This is a genomic window from Janthinobacterium sp. Mn2066, assembly GCF_049319705.1.
Classification (GTDB): Bacteria; Pseudomonadota; Gammaproteobacteria; order Burkholderiales; family Burkholderiaceae_D; genus Janthinobacterium.
Map to the genome: position 1 here is coordinate 51,930 of NZ_JBMOUF010000014.1, position 21,531 is coordinate 73,460.

Genomic DNA, 21,531 nt, shown 5'->3' on the forward strand with positions numbered 1-21,531 from the left:
GCTATTCCAGCTTCATGCCGAAGCGTTGCAAGCGTGGTTGCCAATGGTCCTGGATATTGGCCGAGACGAGGATGCGTTCGGCCTTGCCGATCAGTAGTTCGCGTGGAACGAAGCCGAAGTAGCGCGAATCGGCGCTATTGTCGCGGTTATCGCCCAGCATCAGGTAATGATCGGCCGGCACGGTGACGGGGCCAAAGCTGCGCAGGGCCGGCAGTTGCGCCAGGACCTGGATGCGATGCGCATGGCCATCGTTGCCGCTGTTGCCAGTACTGCTTTCACTGATGTGCTGCGCCGTCAACTGACCGACGTGGTCGACGGTTTCCGGCACGCTATCGAGCGTGGTGTACTGGGCGGGCTGGCCATTGATGGTCAAGCGTTCATCGCGCATTTCCAGGGTATCGCCAGGCAGGGCAATGACGCGCTTGATCAGCCGCGTGCCATCCTTGGGCGAAAAGAAGGTGACGATGTCGCCCCGTTCCGGTTCACCGAGGCGTTGCAGCACGATATTGGTCAGCGGTACTTTCAAGTTGAACGCGAGGCGGTTGACGAACACCACGTCGCCTTCCAGCAAGTTCGGCCGCATGGAGCCGGAAGGGATGGGGTTCCAGTCCGCCACGGCCGTGCGGAATACGCCGAACAGCAGTAAAAACATTAAAAAGCCCTTGTTGGCCCGCATCCATGGTTTCATCGTGTCTCGCTCTGGGCCTGTGCCCGTGATCGTTGGGAATGCGCGTCGTATGACTGCTTATTCGCGCAATAGCAACAATGCAGCGTGAGACTGAAGCCTGTCTTAAACAGTCGACGTAAAAGCGGCACCGGAATACGGAAGCACTGGCATGTGTTGCATGCCAGCGTCAACATGTTTTTTTAGCGGCGCCGGCACGGTGATTGCGTGTCGTCTTTCTTGTTGACTCGCCTGGATAATTGCCTACCGCCCAGTTCTTCCCACAGCTCGCCCAGTGCTACCAGCAAGCCGCCCGCGACCAAGGGAAGGGCGACCAGCCACGGCGTACCCGCTAGCCAAGGCCCCAGCAGTATCGCCGAGAAGATGGCGACGGCGAGCAAACCCCACCAGAAGCGCCGTGGATGCCTGAGGGTGAAAAGTTGCCGAAGTACATGTATATCTTCGTTCATAAGTCCTCCTTGGACAACATACGGTACAGCCGGGCGGCAAGGATGCTGCTGGCAGCGATGACGAAGCAGCCGTCGAGAAAAAACAGCACCATGCCGATCAGATGCATGCCCTGTGCCAGGTAAACAGGTAAGTCGTGCGCTTCCACCCATTGCGTCATCCATGCTAGCACGATGGCGGCGGCAAAAATCACGATGGCCAGTGCAAGCATCAGCAGCACATGTTCAAACAGGCGGTTGCGCAGTTTAATATTGGACTCTGCAAGCTGTAAAAGATTCAAAAAATTTGAATACGCACTAAGCTTGACGGTATCAGTCCAATCGTCTGCTGCCTTGCGCTGGCATAAAGTCGCGCGCCCTGAATGAAAAAGAGCGTTTATGCCAGGAAAACCCTCGGTTTTAATCAGATATCGCGTTTTTCATTGCGTCGTTCGAAGTACAGCAAGTCCGACCATTCTTGCTGGAAAAGCATGGCTTTTTCTGCCCGGCCATATTGATTGAATCCATTGCGCTGCATGACGGCGATGGAACCCAGGTTTTGTGGTTGTATCGTCGTTTCCAGCCGCCACAGGTCCAGCTTGCCAAACGCTTCTTCCAGCAACAGCGCCACGATGCGCGTGGCGAAGCCGCGCCCGCCAAATTTCTCGCCGACGCGGTAGCCCAGCTGGGCCTTGTTGAAGTAGGGGCGCGTGACGGCCGTCAGGTTGACGCGCCCGACGATCTGCCCGTCCAGTTTCGCCAGGTATTGGTGCGAGATATCTTGCTGGCGTTCGCGCTGGGCCTGCTCGATGATGGCGGCGATGGCGTCCAGGCTGTAATACGAGGGCGTGCGGGCGGCGACCCAGGTTTCAAAATAAGCACGGTTCTCAAGCTCGAAAGCCAGCAATGCATGGATGTCGGCGCTGGCGAGCGGGTACAGCTGGATGTGGCTGAAGTCTGGCATGGGGGCGCGTTAAAATGAGTTGCGCCATTATAATCAGGCGGCGCATTTTTCCGCGCACCGACACCCCTCATGAAGGAAGCATATGCTGTCTCATATTTTTATCGGCACCAACGATTTTCCACGCGCTTACCTTCTTTATACGGCGCTGATGCACGAACTGGAGTTGACCGAGAAATTCCACCATCCGGCCAAGCCGATCGCGGGCTGGATGGCGAAGGACGCGCCGCAACCGTTGTTCGTATTGAGCGCCCCCTACGACGGTCTGCCGGCAGCGCCCGGCAATGGACAGATGGTTGCCTTCCTGGCCGGCAGCCGCGCGCAAGTGGACCGCTGCTACGCCGCCGTGCTGGCGCAGGGCGCGGTCTGTGAAGGCCCGCCAGGACTGCGGCCGCATTACCACGCCAATTATTATGGCGCCTATTTCCGCGATAGTGATGGCAACAAGCTGTGCGTCTGCTGCCACCGCGAAGAATAGTGCAGTCTTAAGCCCTGGGCTGTGCTTCAGTCCAGTTCAAAAAAAGTGATAAGCCTGGCTGGCGACATGGCGGGCTAAGGTGTTGTACATGGATTACCTGGCAAAATACAGCGCATGCAGATGTTCCAGGTCCACCTCGGACGCTGGCTGCGAGAGCGCCACCTTACCACTTTGCATCAGGTAGACATGGTCGGCCACGCCCACGGCGCGCGCCGTATTCTGTTCGACCAGGATGATGGTGCGCGCGCCATCCTTCAGCCGTGCGAGGATCTCGAACAGCTCGTTGACCACCAGCGGCGCCAGGCCCAGCGACGGCTCGTCGATGATCAACAGCGATGGATCGGACATCAAGCCGCGCGCCATGGCCAGCATCTGCGCTTCGCCGCCCGACAGCGAGCCGGCCAGCTGGCGCCGCCGCTCGTGCAGGCGGGGGAACATGGCCCAGGCTTCTTCCAGGCGGCGCGGCATGTGCCTGCGGTGCTCCTTCGGGAAAGCGCCCATGATCAGGTTTTCTTCCACGCTCATGTCGCGGAAAACCATGCGCCCCTCGGGGATCATGGTCACGCCCGTGTCGCCCATCTTCCAGGTGGGCGTGCCATTGAGAACCTGGCCATCGAGGACGATCCGCCCCGCGCCAGCTGGCAGCAAGCCCATGATGGCGCGCAGCAGGGTCGTCTTGCCGGCGCCATTCGGGCCGATGATGGTAGTGAGCTTGCCCTTTTCGATGTTCAGCGAGAGATCCCACAGCACGTTGATGGCGCCGTAGCCGGCGCGCAGATTCTCTATTTTAAGCATGGGCTGCTCCCGTATAGCTCTGGATGACGGCCGGATCGCGGAAGACGGTGTCCGGCGCGCCATCGGCGATCAACTGGCCAAAATTGAGCACCGCCACGCGCTGGCACAGATTGCTGATGGTGTCGATGTCATGCTCGATCATCACGATGCCCACGCCGAACTGCGCATGCAAGTCTTTCAGCATGCCCATGAAGCGGCGCTTGCCATTCGTTTCCAGGCCGGCCAGCACTTCATCGAGCAGCAGCAGTTTTGGATTCGTGGCCAGCGCCTTCGCCACTTCCAGCGCTTTTAACTCTGTCAGCGCCAGTTCGCTGGCCGCATCGCGTCCGGCCTTGCCGGCCAGGCTGGTGAAGTCCAGTATTTCATCGATCTTGCGCATGTCGACCTTGCCCGTGCCGAAACGCTGCGCCACGACCAGGTTTTCGCGCACCGTCAATTCATGCATCGGCTGCGGGATCTGGAAGGTGCGGCCTAGCCCCAGGCGCGCGCGCTGGTACATGGGCGTGGCCATGATGTTGCGCCCCTCGAAGCGGATGGCGCCGCCGGTGGGGCGCACCAGGCCGGAAATCGCGTTGAACAGGGTGGTCTTGCCGGCGCCATTGGCGCCCACCAGGCCGATCACGTCGTGGCTGCCCACGTTCAGGGTGACGCGGTCCACCGCCGTCAGGCCGCCGAAGCGCACCGAGACATTATCGAGTTCAAGCATGTGTTTTCTCCTTCCCTGTGCGCTTCAACAGTTTGCGCAGCAGCGGCAGCAAGCCGTTCGGACTGAACACGATCATCGCCACCAGCAATACTCCCAGCACCAGCTGGTGGCCGGTGGGAATCAGCGACTTGAAGATCAATTGATCGACCAGGTACACCACCACCGCGCCCAGCACCGGGCCGAGAATGGTGCGGTAGCCGCCAAAGATGGCCGCCACGATGGGCAAGGTCACCCACAGGCTGCTGAAGGCGTAATCGGGCTCCAGGAAGTTGATGTAGTGGGCGTTGAAGGCGCCGAACAGGCCCGCCATGAAAGCCGACACCAGCAGCATCATGCCCTTTAATAAGGTACTGTTGACGCCCACCACGCGGGTCGCGTCTTCGCTGTCGTGCATGGCGCGCAGGGCGATGCCGTAATGGCTGGAGCGTATGCGGCTGTAGGCAAACGCGCACGCCACGACCAATGTCAGCACCACCAGGTAGGCGCCCGTCTTGCTGGCCAGGTCGAAGCCGAAGACGGTGGGCAGGGCAGGGATATTGTTCACGCCACCGGCGCCGCCCGTGACGGCGCTCCATTCGGTGGCCAGGATGCGGAAGATATGGGCGTAAGCCAAAATGGCCAGCGCAAAATACGGTCCGCGCAGGCGCAGCACGGGCAGCATGATGATGGCGGCCACCGCGGCGCCCACGCCGCCCAGCAGCATCGCGGCAAACACGGGCAGGCCCAGTTTCACGCTTAGCAAGGCTGACACGTAAGCGCCCACGCCAAAGAACGCCGCATGGCCGAAGCTGACCATGCCGCCCAGGTTGCCCAGCAGGGCCCACGACAGCGCCACGCCGCCGATGATCAGGGCCGCCACCACCATGCTCATCACGTACTGGTTGCCGCCCAGGGCCAGCGGCACGGCGAGGTAGGCGGCCAGCAGCAGGATAATGGAAAGGATCGTTGAACGCTTCATCCGCGCCTCCGCTGTGCGCCGAACAAGCCGTTCGGCATGATGAACAGGACCAGCAGGAACAGCACCATGCCCGACAATTCCTGTAGCGCCGAACTGGCCAGCGTGACGGTCAGCGCCTCGGCCACGCCCAGCAGCACGGCGGCCAGCAGCACGCCCGGTATCGAGCCGATGCCGGCCAATACGGTGATGATGAAAGCCTTGACCGTCAGCGCGCCGCCATAGGCTGGCTGGATCACGCCATAGCTGAACAGGGCCACGCCCGCAAACGCGGCCAGGATGCCGGCCACCAGGAACGACACCAGTTCCGTGCGGCCCGGATCGATGCCCATCAGCTTGGCCGCGTCGCGGTTGCTGGAGACGGCCCGCACGGCGCGGCCATACCAGCTGGTCGACAGCCAGCGCCACAGGGCCGCCATCAGCACCAGGCTGACGCCGAAGAAAATGACTTCGCTGCGCATGCTGAAGAAGGGGCCGATCTCGATGCCTTCCTGCAGCCAGCTCGACGACGTCGAGCGGATGTCGGCCTTCCATATCAGCAGGATGGCGTTGGTAAGGATGACGCCGATGCCGTAGGTGAGGATCAGCGAATTGATTTCGCGGTCTTGCTTGATGCGGCTGACGATGGCGTACACGCCGACCGATGCCAGGCTGACGATCACCAGCGCGATGGGAATGGCGAACATCGGCCCCAGGCCCAGGCCGGACTCCACGCTGTAGGCGATGTAGGCGGCCAGCAGCACCAGTTCGCCGTGCGCCAGGTTGATCACTTTCATGGTGCCGAACACCAGCGCCAGGCCAAGCGCGATCAGGGCGTAGGAACCGCCCTGCAGCAGGCCCGAATACAGGGCTTGCAGGATTAATTCTGTCATGTCGTTATCCCGTCAGGCAGCCCGGCACAGCATTTGCCAAGCCTGGGGCCACCGTTGATCGAAATGCGCCCAAGGTGGGCGTACACGTGTACTTACAACGCCTGACAAAACCGTAGCGAGCGGAAGGGAGTTGTGGCTAAGAAGCGCAACTGTACGAAGGTACAGTGAGCATCGCAGGCCGCAAATACCGACGCGCAGTAGGTTTTGACAGGTGTTCTTGGGCTTACCAGGGCACGGCCGGATAGATCAGTTTGCCGGTGGCGTTTTCCTTCGGCCAGACGATCACCACTTTCTTGTCCTGGTGCTGCGCCATGCGGTGCACGAAGTTCTGGTTGTCGCCATTGGCGGCGAACTGCACCCGGCCGATCAGGGTTTCGCGGTCCGTCTTGCGCATTTCCTCGGCCACGCCGCCCTTTTTAATCGTGCCCTTGTCGGCCGCGCGCGCGATCGCTTCAAACAGCAGCATCGATTGCACATAACCGAACTGGCCCAGGTAGTCGGGCTCCTTCTTGTACAACTGGCGGTAGGTGTCGCTGAAAGCCTTGCCGTCGGCCGTCTTGAATTCGGTAGGGAAGGGCAGCAGCGCCGTGCCGAAGACATTCGGCATCAGCTCGGGGAAGTCGGCCGCCATCTTCGGCGTGGCCAGCGACCAGACGCCGACCATCGCCTTGACCTTCGGTTTCAGCACGCGCGCGGCGCGGATGATGCCCACATAATCGTTTTCATAGCCGACCATGGCGACCACTTCGGATTTATCCTGCAGCTTGATCTTGTTGATGATGGGCTTGAAGTCCGTGATGGCCGGGTCGAACGAGTGGGTGGTCACTTTCACGCCCCTAGCGGCCAGGGCCTTTTCCACATCCCTGGCCAGGCCGGTGGTGGCGTCCTTGGTGGAATAGACGATGGAGACGGATTTGGCGCCCACATCCTGCAGCAATCCCAGCATGGCTTTTTCGTAGCCGGCCGTATTATTAATGCGGAAAAAATTCTTGCGCCCGCTGGCCACCAGGCTGTCGTCCACGCCGCCCGAGGTGATGTAGACCAGGCCCAGTTTGTTGGCCGTGTCGGAGGCGGGCGAGATGTTGTTCGAGCCGTAGCCGCCCGTGATGGCGACTACGCCCTGGCTGGCCAGCTTTTCCACGGCTGCAATCGCCTTGGCCGGCGCCGATTCGTCGTCGACGGTGACGATCCTGATCTTGTGCTTGCCGTTAGTCTTGTTGAACACGTCGGCAGCGACCATGATCCCTTCCTGCATGCCGGCGCCGACGCGCGCCAGGTTGCCGGTCAGGGGAATTTCGGCGCCGACCAGGAATTCCTCGGCGCTGGCCTGGGGTAGCCATGCGCTGGCAATGACTGCGGCCAGGGTGATGCGTGTCAGTGTGTGCTTCATCTTGTCTCCTCCCGTGATATGCGCCGGCGCCAGGATGGGCGCCGGCAAAGCAACCCGCTATATTTTTATTGTCGGGTCTCTTGCTGCAAGGGCAACTGCGCCATCTGCCGCAGCTGTCCTTTCAAAATCTTGCCGGTGGCCGCCGCCGGCAGCGCCTCCATGACGATGATGGTCGACGGGCATTTGTACGGCGACAGCGTCTGCGCCAGGTAGTCGTGCAAGGCGCCCACTGTCGCTGGCTGGCGCGGGTCCAGCTCCACATAGGCGATCACCTCCTCGTTGCCATCGGCCACGCTGCGGCCCACTACTGCCGACTGCACCACGGACGGATGGGCGTTCAGCGCCGTTTCCACTTCCAGCGGATAGACATTGAAGCCGGAACGGATGATCAGCTCCTTGGTGCGTCCGACGATGAACAGCGCGCCATCCGCACCCTGGCGCGCCATGTCGCCCGTATTCAACCAGCCGCCTTCGCGCATGGTGGCCGCCGTCATGGCCGGTTCGCGGTAATAGCCGGCCATGATGTTCGGCCCGTGTATCCACAGTTCGCCTGGCTCGCCTGGCGCCACGTCGTTGCCGGCGATATCGACCACGCGCACTGCCACGCCCGGTATCGGCGTGCCGACGGAATCGTCGTGGCGTGGCGCTTCCAGGCGCGTCTGGCTGATGGTGGGTGCGCTCTCCGTCATGCCATAGCCATTGTGCAGCGCGGTGCCCAGCAGCTTTTCCACCTCGCGCTTGAGCGATGGCGCCAGCGGCGAGCCGCCCGCGTAGGCGAAGCGCAGCCGGGTCGGCAGCGGCGTATCGGCGCCGCCCAGGGTCTGCAGCAGCTTGGCATACATGGCGGGCACGCCCTGCACGATGGTCAAGCCGTCGTCTTTTAACGCCGCCAGCAGGCCGGCGGTGGTGAAACGGGGCACCAGATACAGGCTGGCGCCCGCATACAAGGTGCCCAGGGTGACGGAGGCGAGGCCGTACACGTGCGAGATGGGCAGCACGCCATACGCGCGGTCGCTGCGGGTCAGGCCGCGCAAGCTGCTGGAGACGGCGGCGATGAACAGCAGGTTGCGGTGCGTGAGCATCACGCCTTTCGACTGGCCCGTGGTGCCGGTGGTGTAGATCAGTGCGGCAATCTGATCATTGCCGGCGACGGTCGCTTCCGGCAGGGCAGCCGTATTCAGTTCCCCGGCCAGCAAGGCGCCCATGCCATCGATGCCGGTTGGCGTTGCCCCGCGCCGCTCTGCATGGGCTGCCGCTTCCGGCGAGTTGGCGCTTAAAAACAGCACGCGCCGCACGCTGGCATGTTCTGCGATGGTGTCGATTTCGCGTGGCGACAGCCGCGCATTGACGTTGACGATCCACGCATCGATGCTGGCGGCAGCGAAGATCAGCGCCACCTGCTGCGCGCAGTTCTCGCCGACCACCATCAGGCGGTCGCCGGCCCGCACCTCCAGGCTGTGCAGCAATTGCGCGGCGCTGTCCACGCTGTGCTGCAGCTGGGCGTAAGTCCAGTGGCGGCCGTCTTCGTGCAGGGCTGGCGCCTCGGGCGTGCGCGCCGCCCAGTGGGCCGGAATGGCCGACAGGCGCGCCGGCAGGCCGGCCAGCAGGGCAGGGATATCCATCGCGGTCTCCATTACTTTTGCGCTGCCTTGATCATGTTGCGGGCAATGACGATTTGCTGGATCTGCGTCGTGCCCTCGTAGATGCGGAACAGGCGCACGTCGCGGTAGAAGCGTTCGGCTGCGTACTCGCTGATATAGCCGGCGCCGCCGTGGATTTGCACCGAGCGGTCGGCCACCCTGCCGCACATCTCGGAGGCAAACAGCTTGCAGCACGACGCTTCCGTCGAAATGTCTTCCTTGTTGTCGCGGCGGCGGGCGGCGTCGAGCACCATGCTGCGCGCCGCATAAATCTCGGCCTTGCTGTCGGCCAGCATGGCCTGGATCAGCTGGAATTCGGCGATCGGCTGGCCAAATTGCTGGCGCTCCATCGCGTAGGCCAGCGCATCGGACAGCATGCGTTCGGCCGCACCCACGCACACGGCGGCGATATGCAGGCGGCCCTTGTCGAGCACTTTCATGGCCGTTTTAAACCCCACGCCTTCCTTGCCGCCGATCAGGTTGGCGGCCGGTACGCGGCAGTTTTCAAAGATCACGTCGCAGGTATGCGCGCCTTGCTGGCCCATCTTTTTATCGATCTTGCCCAGTGAAAGGCCAGGCGTGTCTTTTTCCACGATGAAGGCGGAAATGGCCGAGGCGCCCCGCTTGGCCGGGTCGGTGCGCGCCATGACGGTAAAAATGCTGGCTTCGGGCGCATTCGTGATGTAGCGCTTGCTGCCGTTCAGGATATAAAAGTCGCCATCGCGCACGGCGGTGGTGCGCAGCGAAGCAGCGTCCGATCCCGAGCCCGCTTCCGTCAGGGCGAACGAGCCGATGATGTCGCCGGCTGCCAGTTTGGGCAGGTAATACTGTTTTTGTTCCGGCGTGCCGTCGATCACGATGCCTTGCGAACCGATGCCGTTATTGGTGCCGATCAGGGAACGGAAGGCGGGCGAGGTGCGGGCGATTTCAAACGCCACGCGCACTTCTTCCTCCATGCTCAGTTCCAGCCCGCCGTATTCTTCAGGTATGGACAGGCCGAACAGGCCCAGTTCGCGCATCTGCGCCACGATGGCCGGCGGGATGGTGTCGGTTTCGGCCACCAGCGCCTCGTTCGGCACCAGTACTTCGCGCACGAAGCGGCTTATGCTGTCGAGCAGGATATTCAGGGTTTCTTCGTCGCGTATCATCGGGTCCTCAAAGCCTTCATTGGAGATAGGGGAGAGGGGCGCGCAGTCTAACCGCGTCCCAGATTGGTTTCAACTGTTTTGACGAGGGCCACCAGGCGTGGCCCCAGATCGTTTTCCAGCTTGTCGCGCGAGAGCAGGAAGGCCGGGCCGCCGCAATTGAAGGCCATCACCTGTTCGCCGTCAAAGCCCAGCATGGGCACGCCCACCGCGTGGACATCGTTTTGCCATTCGCCGGCCGAGATGCAAAAGCCCCGGTCCTGGTAATCCTTGAAGCCCTGTTCGATGCCGGCCTTGATGCGTGGCCAGCGCTGCGTATCGTGCAGGCGCGCATGGTCCATCAGGTAGTCGCGCTCCGCTTGCGGCAGGATGCACAGCAGGGCCTTGCCCATGGCGGTCGTCATCAGGGGAATGCGCGAACCGACATCGAGGCGCAAGGTGACGTTGGCGCTGCTGCGGCAGGTTTCCACGTACACCATGCTGAGGCGGTCGCGCGTGCCCAGCGCCACGGAAGCCTGCGCATGTTCGGCCAGTTCTTCCATCAGCGGGCGCGCCATCTTGCGCACATCGAGGTTGGACAGCATGCGGTAGCCGAGGGCCAGCACGCCGGCGCCCAGCTGGTATTTGCCCTGGTGTTCGGAGTAGCTCAGGTAGCCCAGCTTGGTGAGGGTGTAGCTGAGGCGCGAGATGGTGGGCTTGGGGATGGCCGTGCGCTTGGCCATCTCTGCATTCGACAGGAAGACTTCGCCGGGACGGAAGCAGCGCAGCACTTCCAGGCCACGCGCCAGCGCGTTGACGAATTGCCGGTCCTTGGCTTCGTCGTCGTCACTAAAGACAAGCAAATCCGGATCTGCTGCTGGCTGGTGATGGCTTGTTTTGGCGTTCATTTGCGTCCCCCTTGCAAACCAGTTTGCCTAGGCGGGCACAGCATGTCAATCGTTTTGTGGAACATTCGTTCGCAGAGCGAAATGCTGCGGCGCACGATAGTGAGCGCCAAAAAGCCTGCTTGAAGATCGTTATCTACCTGCGTATATTACGAACTTTGCATGTGGGCCGTGCAGCAAATGAAAGGATGCAGCGTGTTGAAAACTATTCGATGGTTGGCCCTGATGGCCTGCGTGCTACCCATCAGCGTGCAGGCAGGGCCGCCCGCGCCCTCGCGCGACAGCATGAGCCACCAGCTTGAGGTGGCGGGCGTGGTAAAGACGAGGTTGACCCTGACGGTGGCCGATCTGCGCAAGATGGCGCCCGCCAGCGACGGCGAGCTGGCTGTCACGCGCCAGAACGGCGACCAGGCTGAAATCATCACCAGCTACAAGGGCGTGCGCCTGCGCGATATCCTCGACCGGGCGGTGCTGGACGCGCCCGGCCACAATGACGCAAAAAAGCTGGCCATCGTCGCCAGTGCCACCGATGGCTACACCGTGGTATTTTCATGGGGCGAGCTGTACAACTCGCCCGCAGGCGACAGCGTGGTCGTCTACTTTGAAAAAAACGGCAAGCCGCTCGATGAGAGCGATGGCGAGATCGCGCTGATCTCGGCCAGGGATATCCGCACGGGGCCGCGCCATGTGAAGTGGCTGAACCGTATCGCAGTGCGCAAGCTGGCCGATTAGACTGCGCTGCTCAAGGCTGTCCCGGCGTGCTCAAACAACTGGCGCGCGCCGGGCGTGAGCCCCAGCATGTGGATGGCCGCATGGATCAAGCCATCGAGGCGCAGGCATTGCACCGCGACGCCCGCCTGCTGCAGGCGCTGCGCATAAGCCACGCCTTCGTCGTGCAGCGGATCGTATTCGCACACCAGCACCGTTGCAGGCGGCAAGCCGCGCAAGGATGGCGCCCGCAGCGGCGCCGCATACGGCTGCTTGCCATCGGCCGGATCGGCAAGGTAGCTAGCCCAGCAAAAGCGCATGGCCTCGCGCGTCAGCGAATAGCCGTCGGCGTAGCGCTGGTATGACGGCGTGTCGAAGGCAAAGTCGAGCGCCGGATACAGCAGCAACTGGTGCACCAGCGCGGGGCCGTTTCGGTCGCGCGCCATCAGTGCCGCTGCCGCCGCCAGATTGCCGCCAGCGCTGTCGCCGCCCACGGCAAGCCGCCTTGCATCGATACCCAAGTCTGCCGCATGGCCGGCCACCCAGCACAGCGCGCGGTACACATCGTTCAAGGGCACGGGGAAGGTGTGTTCGGGCGCCAGCCGGTAGTCGACGGAAAAAATGACATAACCGGTGGCGTTGGCCAGCGCGCGGCAAGGATTGTCATACACGTCCAGCGAGCCCAGGCACCATCCGCCGCCATGCGCGAACACCATGGCGGGCAGGGCGCTGGCAGCGTCCGCACCAGCGGGCACATAGGCGCGCACGGCCAGCGCAGGCTCGCCAGGCACGGCGTAATCCCTGACCGAAGCCACCGCTTCCAGGGGGCCATGCAACTGGCGCAAGCCAGCGTCCGTGGCCGCCCGCAGCTCTGCCAGCGAGGCGGGTTGCGGCGCATTCTGCGTCCGTGCCAGATAGGCGGCGATGCGTGGATCGAGGCTCATGCCGTCTCTCCCGCCAGGAAGGGCAGCAGGTGGGCGATAAACGCTTCCGGCTGCTCTTCCATGATGAAATGGCCGCATTCGGCTACGATGGCGCCCGCCAGATTGCCGGCCTTGCCCTGCATGGTCAGCAGTGGTGCGTCATTGGTCGCATGGTCGGCGCCGATGGCCAGCACCGGCATGGCCAGGCGGCGTTTGGCCCGCTCCAGATTTTGCCGTATGGTTTCCGGTATCGCGCGGTAGTAGGCGAACCCCGCCCGCAGCGCGCCCGGCGTGGCATACGCTTCGGCATACACCTCCACCGCCACCTTGTCGCGCCGGTAAGACCAGCGGTCGAAGATGAAACGGATGTATTCGCGCTCCTTGCCGGCCGTGAGCATTTCCGGCAGGTCAAGCACCTGGTTGAACATGAAGTGCCACAAAAAGATGTTATCGGCGGGGGCGACAAAGATGGGCGGCGCGGGCGCCAGGCCGGGTATCACGGCTTCCGTCAGCGCCAGTTTCGTCACGGCTTGCGGAAAATCGCTGGCCAGCGCATAGCCTACCCACATGCCGATATCGTGGCCCACCACATCGTATTGCGCGTGGCCCAGGGCCAGCATGGCGCGATGCAGGGTCGCCGCCACGGCGCCCGTATCGTAGCCGCCGGCCGGCCGGTCCGAATAGCCGCTGCCCGGCGGATCGATGGAGATCGCCTGATAACCGTTGCTGGCCAGCGCCGCCATCACATGGCGCCATGCGTACCAGGTTTGCGGCCAGCCGGGGATCAGCAAGACGGGTTTGCCCGTGCCGCTGACCGCGCAGTGCAGGCGCTGGCCATCGATGCGGACGTATTCGTGGACGATCTGGTTTTCATGTTGATGCATGCTGCTTCCTTACTTATTGAATGAATTGTGTTGAATGCCGAGCAGGGTGTTGATTTGTTGCGCGCTGACGGGGGCGCCGGCGAAATCGTCGAAGATCTTGTCTGTCACCGGGATGATGTGGGCGTTGATGAAGGCCACGCCTTCGCGCGCGCCCACCTGCTGGTCTTTCAGGCAGCATTCCCATTCCAGCGTGGCCCAGCCCGCGTAGTCGTTCTGCGCCATCTTCGAGAAAATCGCCTTGAAGTCGACCTGGCCATCGCCGAGCGAACGGAAACGCCCGGCGCGGTTTTCCCAGGACTGGTAGCCGCCATAAATGCCTTGCCGCCCAGTCGGATTGAACTCCGCATCCTTCACATGGAACATGCGGATATGGTCTTTGTAGATATCGATGAAATCGAGGTAGTTCAGCTGCTGCAGCACGAAGTGGCTGGGGTCGAACAGCATCTTGCAGCGCGGGTGGCGCCCTGTGCGCTCATAAAACATCTCGAAACTGACACCGTCATGCAAGTCTTCGCTGGGGTGGATTTCGTAGCACAGATTGATGCCCTGTTCTTCGCACACGTCGAGGATGGGCAGCCAGCGGCGCGCCAGTTCATCAAACGCGGTTTCGATCAGGCCGGGCGGGCGCTGCGGGAACGGGAATAGATACGGCCAGGCGAAGGAGCCTGAAAAAGTGCCCATGTCCGTCAATCCCAGGCGCTTCGAAGCCATGGCCGCCAGCTTGATCTGTTCGATGGCCCAGGCCGTGCGGGCTGCTGGCTGGCCTTGCAGGGCGGGTGGCGCAAAGCTGTCGCACAGCGCGTCATAGGCCGGGTGCACCGCCACCAGCTGGCCGAAGATATGCGTGGTCAATTCGCTGATGACCAGGCCGTGACTGGCCAGCATGGTCACCAGTTCGTCGCAATACGCCTGGCTGTGCGCGGCCTGCGCCACGTCGAACAGGCGCGCATCCCAGGCGGGAATCTGCAGGGCCTTGAAGCCCAGGCTGGCGGCCCATGCGGCGATTGCCGGCAAGCTGTTGAAGGGCGCCGTGTCGGCGGCAAATTGTGCCAGGTGCAAGCTGGGTCCCTGAATGGTTTTCATATCGGCTCCTATTGTTTGTCGATCGACAAAGAATAGGTGAAATTTCCCGTGCGGTCAAGGCAACGGTGCAAAATAAAAGCTGGAACCAGTCACGTGGCCAGGCGTTATACTGGCCGCCAGTTTGCTAGCAGAGGATGACAATGGCAGGAAGACCGAGGGAATTTGACCGCGCCCAGGCGCTGGAAAAAGCACGTGACTTGTTCTGGACGCGTGGATATGAGGGGGTGTCGATGGCCGACCTGGTGGCGGCGCTGGGCATCGCTTCGGCGCGCATCTATGCGGCGTTCGGTTCGAAAGAACAGTTGTTCCGCGAGGCGGTGGCGTCGTATGAAGCCGGCGAGGGCGCTTTTGCAGTGCATGCGCTGGCCGCCAGCCTGCCTGCGCGCGACGCGGTGGCCCGCATGCTGGCAGACGCGGTGCTGCTGTACACGCGCAGCGGCCAGCCGCAAGGCTGCATGGTGGTGACTGCCGCGACCAACACCAGCGCAGAGAATGCCGGCATCGCCGACTGGCTGGCGCAGCACCGGCGCGCGCGCACGCAAAGCCTGATCGACCGCTTGCGCGAGGCGCAAGGCGCGGGAGAATTACGGGAAGGGACCGATGTGCAGGCGCTCGGCGATTATTATGCGGCGCTGCTGCATGGCTTGTCGGTACAGGCGCGCGACGGCATTCCTGCTGCGCGCCTGCTGGCGCTGATAGCGCCGGCCATGGCGCCGCTCGATCTGGCGCTGGCCTAGGCTATGGTCTTGCTAGTCGCCCAGGGTCAGGTCTTGACGTTGATCAGGCTGCCCAGCGCCTGGTCGGCCGTCTTGACGACATTCGCCGACAAATTAAAACCGGACTTGTAGACCAGGGTATCGGTCAGTTCGGCCGCCAGGCCCACGCCGCTGGGGCGGTTCTCGGCCAGCCGGTTTTCCGTCCGGCCGGCCTGCTCATCGGCGGCCAGCTTGCGCCCCTCGGCAGAGAGCGTCACGCCGGTGCCAGCCGGGCTGTTTTCCTGGAAATCTGCGCTTTGCGGCTGGAAGCCGGGCGTATTGACATTGGCAATATTATTGGCGGACACATCCAGCGCGCGCTGGTTGGCGGTCAACCCGGCAGTACCGGTGGTGAGAGCGGAAATGGACATGGCGATTCCTCGAAAGTACCTTGAGTGTACTCCGCTTTGCCGCCAAAGTGGTTGGTGCACGGCAACATACCATCATCGCCTGGCGCTTCCTCTCTTTCTCAAAAAAATTGTTTGCTGTAACTTTTTGACATTGAGAAAGGGTGTTTTGTTGCCTAGACTGCTGCGGATTGATCTGTTCATCCCCGGGAGTCCGCCATTTTCCGCCCTCATGTTCCCTTGCTGGCGCTGCTGTGCATGTGCCTGTTCTGCGCGCCAGCGCTGGCGCAGGGCTTGCCGGTGCTGCTGCCGCTCGACACGCGGCTTAATGAGCAGATCGTCATGGTGCCTGCCGGTCCCGGCGGGCGCGATATGCTGGAAACAACCATTTTTCGTCCCAGCGGCCCCGGTCCGTTTCCCTTGCTGCTGATGAATCATGGCAAGCAGGAGGGGCCGGCAAGGCAGCAAAAGCGCGAGCGTTTTATCTATATGGCGACCGAGTTCGTGCGGCGCGGTTATGCCGTCATGCTGCCGATGCGCAGCGGCTTTGCCTTGTCCACGGGCGTTTATCGCGACTATGGCTGCGACATGACGGCCAACGGTCTCGCCCAGGCGCGCGATGTGCTCGATGCGCTGGCCTATGCGCGGCGCCAGAGCTGGGTCGACCCGGAACACATCGTGGTGGCCGGCCAGTCGTACGGCGGCCTGGCGGCGATGGCGCTGGCCGCTGCACCCTTGCCCGGCGTGCGCGGCGTACTCAATTTTGCCGGCGGCCTGCGCGTCGACCAGCCCGCGTGCGATTGGCAGTCTTCGCTGGCCAAGGCCTATGCCGCCTTCGGCGCGAGCAGCCACTTGCCCAGCCTGTGGCTGTATGGCGCCAACGACTCTTATTTTGGCCCGCAACTGGCGCAGCGCTGGTATCGTTCGTACACGGGCTCGGGCGGCCAGGCCGAATTGTTTGCCTATGGCGCCTTCAAGCGCGACGCCCACCTGACCCTGGGCAGCCGCGATGGCGTGGCCGTCTGGCTGCCCCGGGTCGAGCGCTTCCTGGAGTCGATCGGCATGCCGGTGCAAACCGTGTATGGCGTGATCGATCCGCCGCCACCACCCGAAACGCATTTCGCCTTGCTCGATGATGTGAGCGCCGTGCCCTACCTGGCCGACCAGGGCCGCGCCGCTTATCGCGCTTTTCTGGGCAAGCAGCTGCCGCGCGCGTTTGCCGTCTCGGAAACGGGCGCCTGGGGCTGGGCCGAGGAAGGCGAAAGTCCCGATTACCGCGCGCTGGCCTCGTGCCAGCAAAGCAGCAGCAAGCCTTGTCATCTCTACCTGGTCGACGACAGCGTGGTCTGGCCGGGCGGCCTCAATGCCGGCAATGCCAGCGCCGCCGGTGGCGCCGAATAAGCGGGTCCGCACGATAGTTGTCGCCGAAATGGGGAGCGGGCGAATATACTAGGGGAAAAGGGAGGCTGGCAGCCTCCCATCCGCCCTTATTTCAAGCGAGAATACACCCCTATGGCGTCATCCCCAGAAAACCTCAGCATGGCCGTGTTTTGCGACTTCGAAAACGTCGCGCTCGGCGTACGCGATGCAAACTACGAAAAATTCGATATCAAGCCTATCCTCGAGCGCTTGCTGCTCAAGGGCAGTATCGTGGTCAAGAAGGCGTATTGCGACTGGGACCGCTATAAAAGCTTCAAGTCGACCATGCATGAAGCGAACTTCGAACTGATCGAAATTCCCCATGTCCGCCAGTCCGGCAAGAATTCGGCCGACATCCGCCTGGTGGTCGATGCGCTCGACCTGTGCTACACCAAGGCCCACGTCAACACCTTCGTCATCATCAGTGGCGATTCCGACTTTTCGCCGCTGGTTTCCAAATTGCGTGAAAACGCCAAGCAGGTGATCGGCGTGGGCGTCAAGCAGTCGACTTCCGACCTGCTGGTGGTCAACTGCGACGAATTCATTTTCTACGATGACCTTGTGCGCGAAAGCCGCCGCACGGCCGCCAAGCGCGATGCGCGCGAAACGCCGGCCGTCAAGCGCTCGCCGGACGAAGAAGTGCGCCGCAAGGAAAAATACGAGTCGCGCAAGACCGAGGCAATCGAGATGGCTGTCGCCACCTTCGATGCGCTGGTGTCCGAACGCGGCGACAGCGGCAAGATCTGGGCTTCGATGCTGAAGGAAGCGATCAAGCGCCGCAAACCCGATTTCAGCGAATCGTATTACGGTTTCCGCACCTTCGGCAACCTGCTGGAAGAAGCGCAGACGCGCGGCTTGCTGGAATTCGGCCGCGATGAGAAGTCGGGCGCCTATGTTTACCGCAGCAGCGGCGTAGCAGCTGCAGTTGCAGCAGCGCCGGTGGCCGATGCCAATGCCAATGCCAATGCCGAGACCGAGCAGCCAGCCGTGGCAGTGGACGCCGTCGCTGCGCCGGAAGAGCATCAGCGGGAAGGCGGCCGCCGTGAATCGCGCCGCAATGGCCGTGGTGGACGCAAGCAGAATGATCACCGCCGCAACGAGGCCGCGCCGCAGCCTGCCGTGCCGGCAGCCGAGGTGGAAACGCCGGCCGTCGCGCTGGAACAATATCAGGAAGCGCCGCAGACTGACGTCGTGCCCGAGGTGGCGCAAGCGCCTGCCGTGGCAGACGAAGGCAATGCCAAACGCGGTACGCGCCGCAATGGCCGTGGCGGCCGCAAGAATAGTGATGCCAGCCGTGAGCGTGATGTTGGCCGCGAGGCGCGTGCTGTGGTTGAAACGGTCGCCGAAGTCGTGGCGCCCGCGCCCGAGCCAGTAGCGGCGCCTGTCGTCGAAGTGGCGGCGGAGGTCGCAAAACCTAAAGCCAAGCCGCGCACGCCGGCCCGCAAGGTAGCAGCAGCGAAGAAACCGGCCAAGAAGGCAGCCGAAGTCGTCGTCGAAGCCGCACCCGCGCCCGTGATCGAAGCGGCCCCGGTGGAAGTCGCGCCGGTAGCCGAAGACAAGCCTGCCAAGGCGCCACGCAAGACGGCGCCACGCCGTCCAGCGCGCAAGAAGGCTGAAGCCGCCTGATAGCGCTGGCTGGCCAGGGCCGGGACAGGTACGACTTGCCTGTCCCGCCCTGGATGGCGCCAACCGTGTACGATAAGCCTGTTTTCAATGCGGCGGGCGGTCCACGATGTACTACGGCGAACGGTTCAACAGCATTTCCCATACGGTCGGCGCGGCGCTGGCCGCTATCGGCGGCATCATCCTGATCGTCGCCGCGGCCCGCACGGGCGACCCGTGGAAAATCGTCAGCTGCAGCGTCTATGCGGCGATGCTGCTGACCCTGTATCTCACTTCCACCCTGTACCACAGCGTGCGCGGCAAGGCCAAGGCCGTGCTGCAGCGCCTGGACCACTGCGCCATCTATCTGCTGATAGCTGGCACTTACACGCCCTTCATGCTGGTGACCCTGCGCGGGCCGTGGGGCTGGTCGCTATTCGGCGTGGTGTGGGGCCTGGCGCTGCTCGGCATCGTCCAGGAATACCTGTACGCCAGGGGCGCGCGCATCGTCTCGCTGGTGATTTATGTGGCCATGGGCTGGCTGGTGGTGATCGGCATCAAGCCGCTGCTGGCGGCGCTGGAGTGGAACGGTTTCCTGTGGCTGGTGGCCGGCGGCCTGTGCTACACGGGTGGTATCGTTTTTTATGCCACCGATCACAAGCTGCGCCATGGTCACGGCATCTGGCATCTGTTCGTGCTGGCAGGCAGCAGCTGCCATTTTGCCGCCATTTTGTTCTACGTTGCCTGACGTTGCCTGCTGGTCTCACTATTGCCATGATTCCATTATAATGGCGCGATATGTGAAATAGAGACAACAATGGACATCAATTCGGACGACCTGAAAATCTTCGTCACCGTCATCGACAGTGGCACCTTGAGCGCAGCCGCCGTGCATCTGGGACAAACTACTTCCGGCGTCAGCCGCGCCCTGTCGCGGCTGGAAGACAAGCTGGCCACGTCGCTCTTGACGCGTACCACGCGGCGCATGGAATTGACGGAAGAAGGGCAGTTGTTCCTGGAGCGGGCGCGCACCATCCTCGATGCGATGGAAGAGGTGGAGGAATCGATCCGCATCCGCCACCAGAAGCCGGCCGGCCGCCTGTGCATCGATGCCGCGTCTCCCTTCATGCTCCATTGCGTGGTGCCCCATGTGGCGGAGTTTCGCGCCATGTACCCGGAGATCCGCCTGGAACTGAGCAGCAATGACCAGATCGCCGACTTGCTGGAGCACCGTACCGATATCGCCATCCGCATCGGCGCGCTCAGCGATTCGACCCTGCATGCACGCGCCTTGAGCTCCAGTCCGCTGCACGTGCTGGCCACGCCGGCCTACCTGGCGCGCCATGGCGAACCGCGCACGCCGGAAGAGCTGGCCGGCCACGCCTTGCTGGGGTTTGCGCAATACGAACTGGGCAATAACTGGCCGCTGCGCCACGCAACGGGCAACAGCCTGCAGATCGTGCCCGCGCTGGCCGCCTCCAGCGGCGAAACCTTGCGCCAGCTGGCGCTCAACGACCAGGGCATCGTCTGCCTGTCCGACTTCATGACCCGGGACGATATCGCCGCCGGCCGCCTGGTGCGCATACTGCAGCCGTTCTACACGGGCTACCGCCAGCAGATTCATGCCGTGTATTACCGCAACACGCAACTGTCGCAGCGCATCAGCTGTTTCCTGGAGTTCCTGCAGCAGAAGCTGTAAGCAAGCAGCAGGGGCTGGCGTGAGAATGTACGTATTTTCCCCAGGATAATGCCTGTTATCATGTTGCAATTTTAATTATTATAAAATTTACATGAGAACACGCTTTACCCTGATAGCCATGCTGTGCGCGTCGAGCGCTGGTGCCGCCGACATCCAATACGCCGGCAAGGCCGATTGCCGCGTCGCCGAACATGCCCGGGTCGCCGGCCAGCAAGCCTACTGGGATGGCGCCTGCAAGGATGGTTATGCCAGTGGTTCCGGTGCCTTACAGTGGAGCAAGGATGGCAAGGCAACGGAACGTTATGAAGGCAATCTGAGCAAGGGCGTGCCGGAAGGCGAGGGCATCGCGCAATGGGAGGACGGCAGCCTGTACGAGGGCACGTATCACGACGGCAAGCTGCATGGCGCGGGCACCATCGTGTTTGCCGACAAGGGTGAATTGACGGGCAGGTTCGAGCATGGCGCGTCCGTGGGCGATGCCAGGTTTGTGGACGTGGATGGCGACCGTTATGAGGGCGGCTGGCAGGATGGGCCGGAAGGCTACGGCACCCGTACCTTTGCACTGGGCGGCGCTTATCGCGGGCAATGGCAGAGAGGCAAGCCAGTAGGCGAAGGCGAGATACTGTATCCGAATGGGCAAGTGCTCAAAGCGACATTCAAGGGCAGTTTTCAGTTGACGGAACAGCCGCAAAAGCCGGCGACGCCGCAGTTCTATAGTATCAAGCATACAGATGCGCCAACCGGTTCGAACATTACCCAGGTGGCCGCTTCCAATTTCATTGTGCCACCGCAAAAACCGTATGCCGATTTGACGCCAGAGCAGCAACGGATCGTCAGGGAGATATACACGATATTGCAGGACGACGATGCGCCTCCCTATCCGCTAAAGGGCAAGGCTGAAGTGGCCCGCGCCATGGGAACCTTGATCACTTACATGCGCGAGACCGGTAAAGTGAGCGCCAATGTCAGCGTCGATGAACAAGGCGTGGCGCAGAGCGTTTCTGTCATAAAAAGTCCCTCTGACGAGGTTCGCAAGGTAGTTGCGGCGATCTTCCTGCAGATCAAATATACGCCGGGCCGCTGCGCGGGCCAGCCCTGTGCCATGATGGTGCCATTCAAGTTTAAGTTGAGCGATAGCTCAGGGTTCAAGCCGGATTGATTGCCTTTTCCCTGCG

24 protein-coding genes are annotated in these 21,531 nt (G+C 62.4%); 8 read left to right on the forward strand and 16 right to left on the reverse strand.

Going from position 1 to position 21,531, the window contains the following annotated elements:
- Nucleotide 1 precedes the first annotated feature (1 nt).
- From lepB to ACL9RI_RS23835, 4 genes are all read right to left on the reverse strand, one after another.
- Nucleotides 2-688 carry a signal peptidase I gene (lepB, locus tag ACL9RI_RS23820; RefSeq protein WP_422728957.1) on the reverse strand — a complete coding sequence of 229 codons (687 nt, stop codon included), beginning with the start codon at nt 686-688 and terminating at the stop codon, nt 2-4.
- 179 nt (nt 689-867) lie between these two features.
- Nucleotides 868-1,134 carry a hypothetical protein gene (locus ACL9RI_RS23825; protein ID WP_422728958.1) on the reverse strand — a complete coding sequence of 89 codons (267 nt, stop codon included), beginning with the start codon at nt 1,132-1,134 and terminating at the stop codon, nt 868-870.
- Nucleotides 1,131-1,343, reverse strand: coding sequence for a hypothetical protein (locus tag ACL9RI_RS23830; RefSeq protein ID WP_422728959.1), 213 nt, complete (start codon nt 1,341-1,343; stop codon nt 1,131-1,133). Before ACL9RI_RS23830 ends, ACL9RI_RS23825 begins: the two co-directional genes overlap by 4 nt.
- 191 nt (nt 1,344-1,534) lie before the next feature.
- On the reverse strand, nt 1,535-2,074 hold the full coding sequence (locus tag ACL9RI_RS23835; RefSeq protein ID WP_422728960.1) for a GNAT family N-acetyltransferase: 540 nt from the start codon (nt 2,072-2,074) through the stop codon (nt 1,535-1,537).
- A gap of 82 nt (nt 2,075-2,156) precedes the next feature.
- On the opposite strand from ACL9RI_RS23835, the gene ACL9RI_RS23840 reads away from it, so the two are divergent.
- On the forward strand, nt 2,157-2,549 hold the full coding sequence (locus ACL9RI_RS23840) for a VOC family protein (protein WP_422728961.1): 393 nt from the start codon (nt 2,157-2,159) through the stop codon (nt 2,547-2,549).
- A 93-nt stretch (nt 2,550-2,642) separates the two neighbouring features.
- Here ACL9RI_RS23840 and ACL9RI_RS23845 read toward each other — a convergent pair whose 3' ends face one another.
- The 8 genes from ACL9RI_RS23845 to ACL9RI_RS23880 form a co-directional block, all read right to left on the reverse strand.
- Nucleotides 2,643-3,344, reverse strand: coding sequence for an ABC transporter ATP-binding protein (locus tag ACL9RI_RS23845; protein WP_422728962.1), 702 nt, complete (start codon nt 3,342-3,344; stop codon nt 2,643-2,645).
- Nucleotides 3,337-4,050: an ABC transporter ATP-binding protein gene (locus ACL9RI_RS23850; protein ID WP_422728963.1), complete on the reverse strand. Its 714-nt coding sequence runs from the start codon at nt 4,048-4,050 to the stop codon at nt 3,337-3,339. The genes ACL9RI_RS23845 and ACL9RI_RS23850 overlap by 8 nt, the downstream gene beginning before the upstream one ends.
- Complete coding sequence (locus tag ACL9RI_RS23855; protein WP_422728964.1) at nt 4,043-5,008, reverse strand: branched-chain amino acid ABC transporter permease; 966 nt, start codon at nt 5,006-5,008, stop codon at nt 4,043-4,045. The genes ACL9RI_RS23850 and ACL9RI_RS23855 overlap by 8 nt, the downstream gene beginning before the upstream one ends.
- The gene (locus tag ACL9RI_RS23860) at nt 5,005-5,877 is read right to left on the reverse strand and encodes a branched-chain amino acid ABC transporter permease (protein ID WP_422728965.1); all 873 of its coding nucleotides are present in this window, start codon (nt 5,875-5,877) and stop codon (nt 5,005-5,007) included. The genes ACL9RI_RS23855 and ACL9RI_RS23860 overlap by 4 nt, the downstream gene beginning before the upstream one ends.
- 223 nt (nt 5,878-6,100) lie before the next feature.
- The gene (locus tag ACL9RI_RS23865) at nt 6,101-7,267 is read right to left on the reverse strand and encodes an ABC transporter substrate-binding protein (RefSeq protein WP_422728966.1); all 1,167 of its coding nucleotides are present in this window, start codon (nt 7,265-7,267) and stop codon (nt 6,101-6,103) included.
- Between the two features lie 65 nt (nt 7,268-7,332).
- On the reverse strand, nt 7,333-8,889 hold the full coding sequence (locus ACL9RI_RS23870) for a class I adenylate-forming enzyme family protein (RefSeq protein ID WP_422728967.1): 1,557 nt from the start codon (nt 8,887-8,889) through the stop codon (nt 7,333-7,335).
- A gap of 11 nt (nt 8,890-8,900) precedes the next feature.
- On the reverse strand, nt 8,901-10,055 hold the full coding sequence (locus ACL9RI_RS23875; RefSeq protein ID WP_422728968.1) for an acyl-CoA dehydrogenase family protein: 1,155 nt from the start codon (nt 10,053-10,055) through the stop codon (nt 8,901-8,903).
- 47 nt (nt 10,056-10,102) lie between these two features.
- Nucleotides 10,103-10,939 (reverse strand): IclR family transcriptional regulator, encoded by an 837-nt coding sequence (locus ACL9RI_RS23880; RefSeq protein WP_422728969.1) that lies wholly within the window; start codon nt 10,937-10,939, stop codon nt 10,103-10,105.
- A 195-nt stretch (nt 10,940-11,134) separates the two neighbouring features.
- On the opposite strand from ACL9RI_RS23880, the gene ACL9RI_RS23885 reads away from it, so the two are divergent.
- On the forward strand, nt 11,135-11,668 hold the full coding sequence (locus tag ACL9RI_RS23885; RefSeq protein ID WP_422728970.1) for a molybdopterin-dependent oxidoreductase: 534 nt from the start codon (nt 11,135-11,137) through the stop codon (nt 11,666-11,668).
- On the opposite strand, the gene ACL9RI_RS23890 is transcribed toward ACL9RI_RS23885, so the two are convergent.
- The 3 genes from ACL9RI_RS23890 to ACL9RI_RS23900 are packed head-to-tail and all read right to left on the reverse strand — an operon-like array spanning nt 11,665 to nt 14,534.
- Nucleotides 11,665-12,588, reverse strand: coding sequence for an alpha/beta hydrolase (locus tag ACL9RI_RS23890; protein WP_422728971.1), 924 nt, complete (start codon nt 12,586-12,588; stop codon nt 11,665-11,667). The two genes, ACL9RI_RS23885 and ACL9RI_RS23890, sit on opposite strands and share 4 nt — an antisense overlap.
- Complete coding sequence (locus ACL9RI_RS23895) at nt 12,585-13,451, reverse strand: alpha/beta fold hydrolase (protein ID WP_422728972.1); 867 nt, start codon at nt 13,449-13,451, stop codon at nt 12,585-12,587. Before ACL9RI_RS23895 ends, ACL9RI_RS23890 begins: the two co-directional genes overlap by 4 nt.
- Before the next feature lie 9 nt (nt 13,452-13,460).
- Nucleotides 13,461-14,534: a sugar phosphate isomerase/epimerase family protein gene (locus tag ACL9RI_RS23900; protein WP_422728973.1), complete on the reverse strand. Its 1,074-nt coding sequence runs from the start codon at nt 14,532-14,534 to the stop codon at nt 13,461-13,463.
- 140 nt (nt 14,535-14,674) lie between these two features.
- On the opposite strand from ACL9RI_RS23900, the gene ACL9RI_RS23905 reads away from it, so the two are divergent.
- On the forward strand, nt 14,675-15,271 hold the full coding sequence (locus tag ACL9RI_RS23905; RefSeq protein WP_422728974.1) for a TetR/AcrR family transcriptional regulator: 597 nt from the start codon (nt 14,675-14,677) through the stop codon (nt 15,269-15,271).
- A gap of 26 nt (nt 15,272-15,297) precedes the next feature.
- Here ACL9RI_RS23905 and ACL9RI_RS23910 read toward each other — a convergent pair whose 3' ends face one another.
- Nucleotides 15,298-15,660, reverse strand: a complete 363-nt coding sequence (locus ACL9RI_RS23910) for a flagellar basal body protein (protein WP_422728975.1) — start codon at nt 15,658-15,660, stop codon at nt 15,298-15,300.
- 234 nt (nt 15,661-15,894) lie between these two features.
- On the opposite strand from ACL9RI_RS23910, the gene ACL9RI_RS23915 reads away from it, so the two are divergent.
- From ACL9RI_RS23915 to ACL9RI_RS23935, 5 genes are all read left to right on the forward strand, one after another.
- Entirely contained in the window at nt 15,895-17,037 is a 1,143-nt protein-coding gene (locus tag ACL9RI_RS23915) for an alpha/beta hydrolase family protein (protein ID WP_422728976.1), read from the forward strand.
- A 111-nt stretch (nt 17,038-17,148) separates the two neighbouring features.
- Complete coding sequence (locus tag ACL9RI_RS23920) at nt 17,149-18,681, forward strand: NYN domain-containing protein (protein ID WP_422728977.1); 1,533 nt, start codon at nt 17,149-17,151, stop codon at nt 18,679-18,681.
- A 106-nt stretch (nt 18,682-18,787) separates the two neighbouring features.
- Nucleotides 18,788-19,405: a PAQR family membrane homeostasis protein TrhA gene (gene trhA / locus ACL9RI_RS23925; protein ID WP_422728978.1), complete on the forward strand. Its 618-nt coding sequence runs from the start codon at nt 18,788-18,790 to the stop codon at nt 19,403-19,405.
- A 69-nt stretch (nt 19,406-19,474) separates the two neighbouring features.
- A complete protein-coding gene (locus ACL9RI_RS23930; RefSeq protein WP_422728979.1) occupies nt 19,475-20,356 on the forward strand; it encodes a LysR substrate-binding domain-containing protein in 882 nt (293 codons plus the stop codon).
- Between the two features lie 91 nt (nt 20,357-20,447).
- Complete coding sequence (locus ACL9RI_RS23935) at nt 20,448-21,515, forward strand: energy transducer TonB (protein ID WP_422728980.1); 1,068 nt, start codon at nt 20,448-20,450, stop codon at nt 21,513-21,515.
- Nucleotides 21,516-21,531 lie beyond the last annotated feature (16 nt).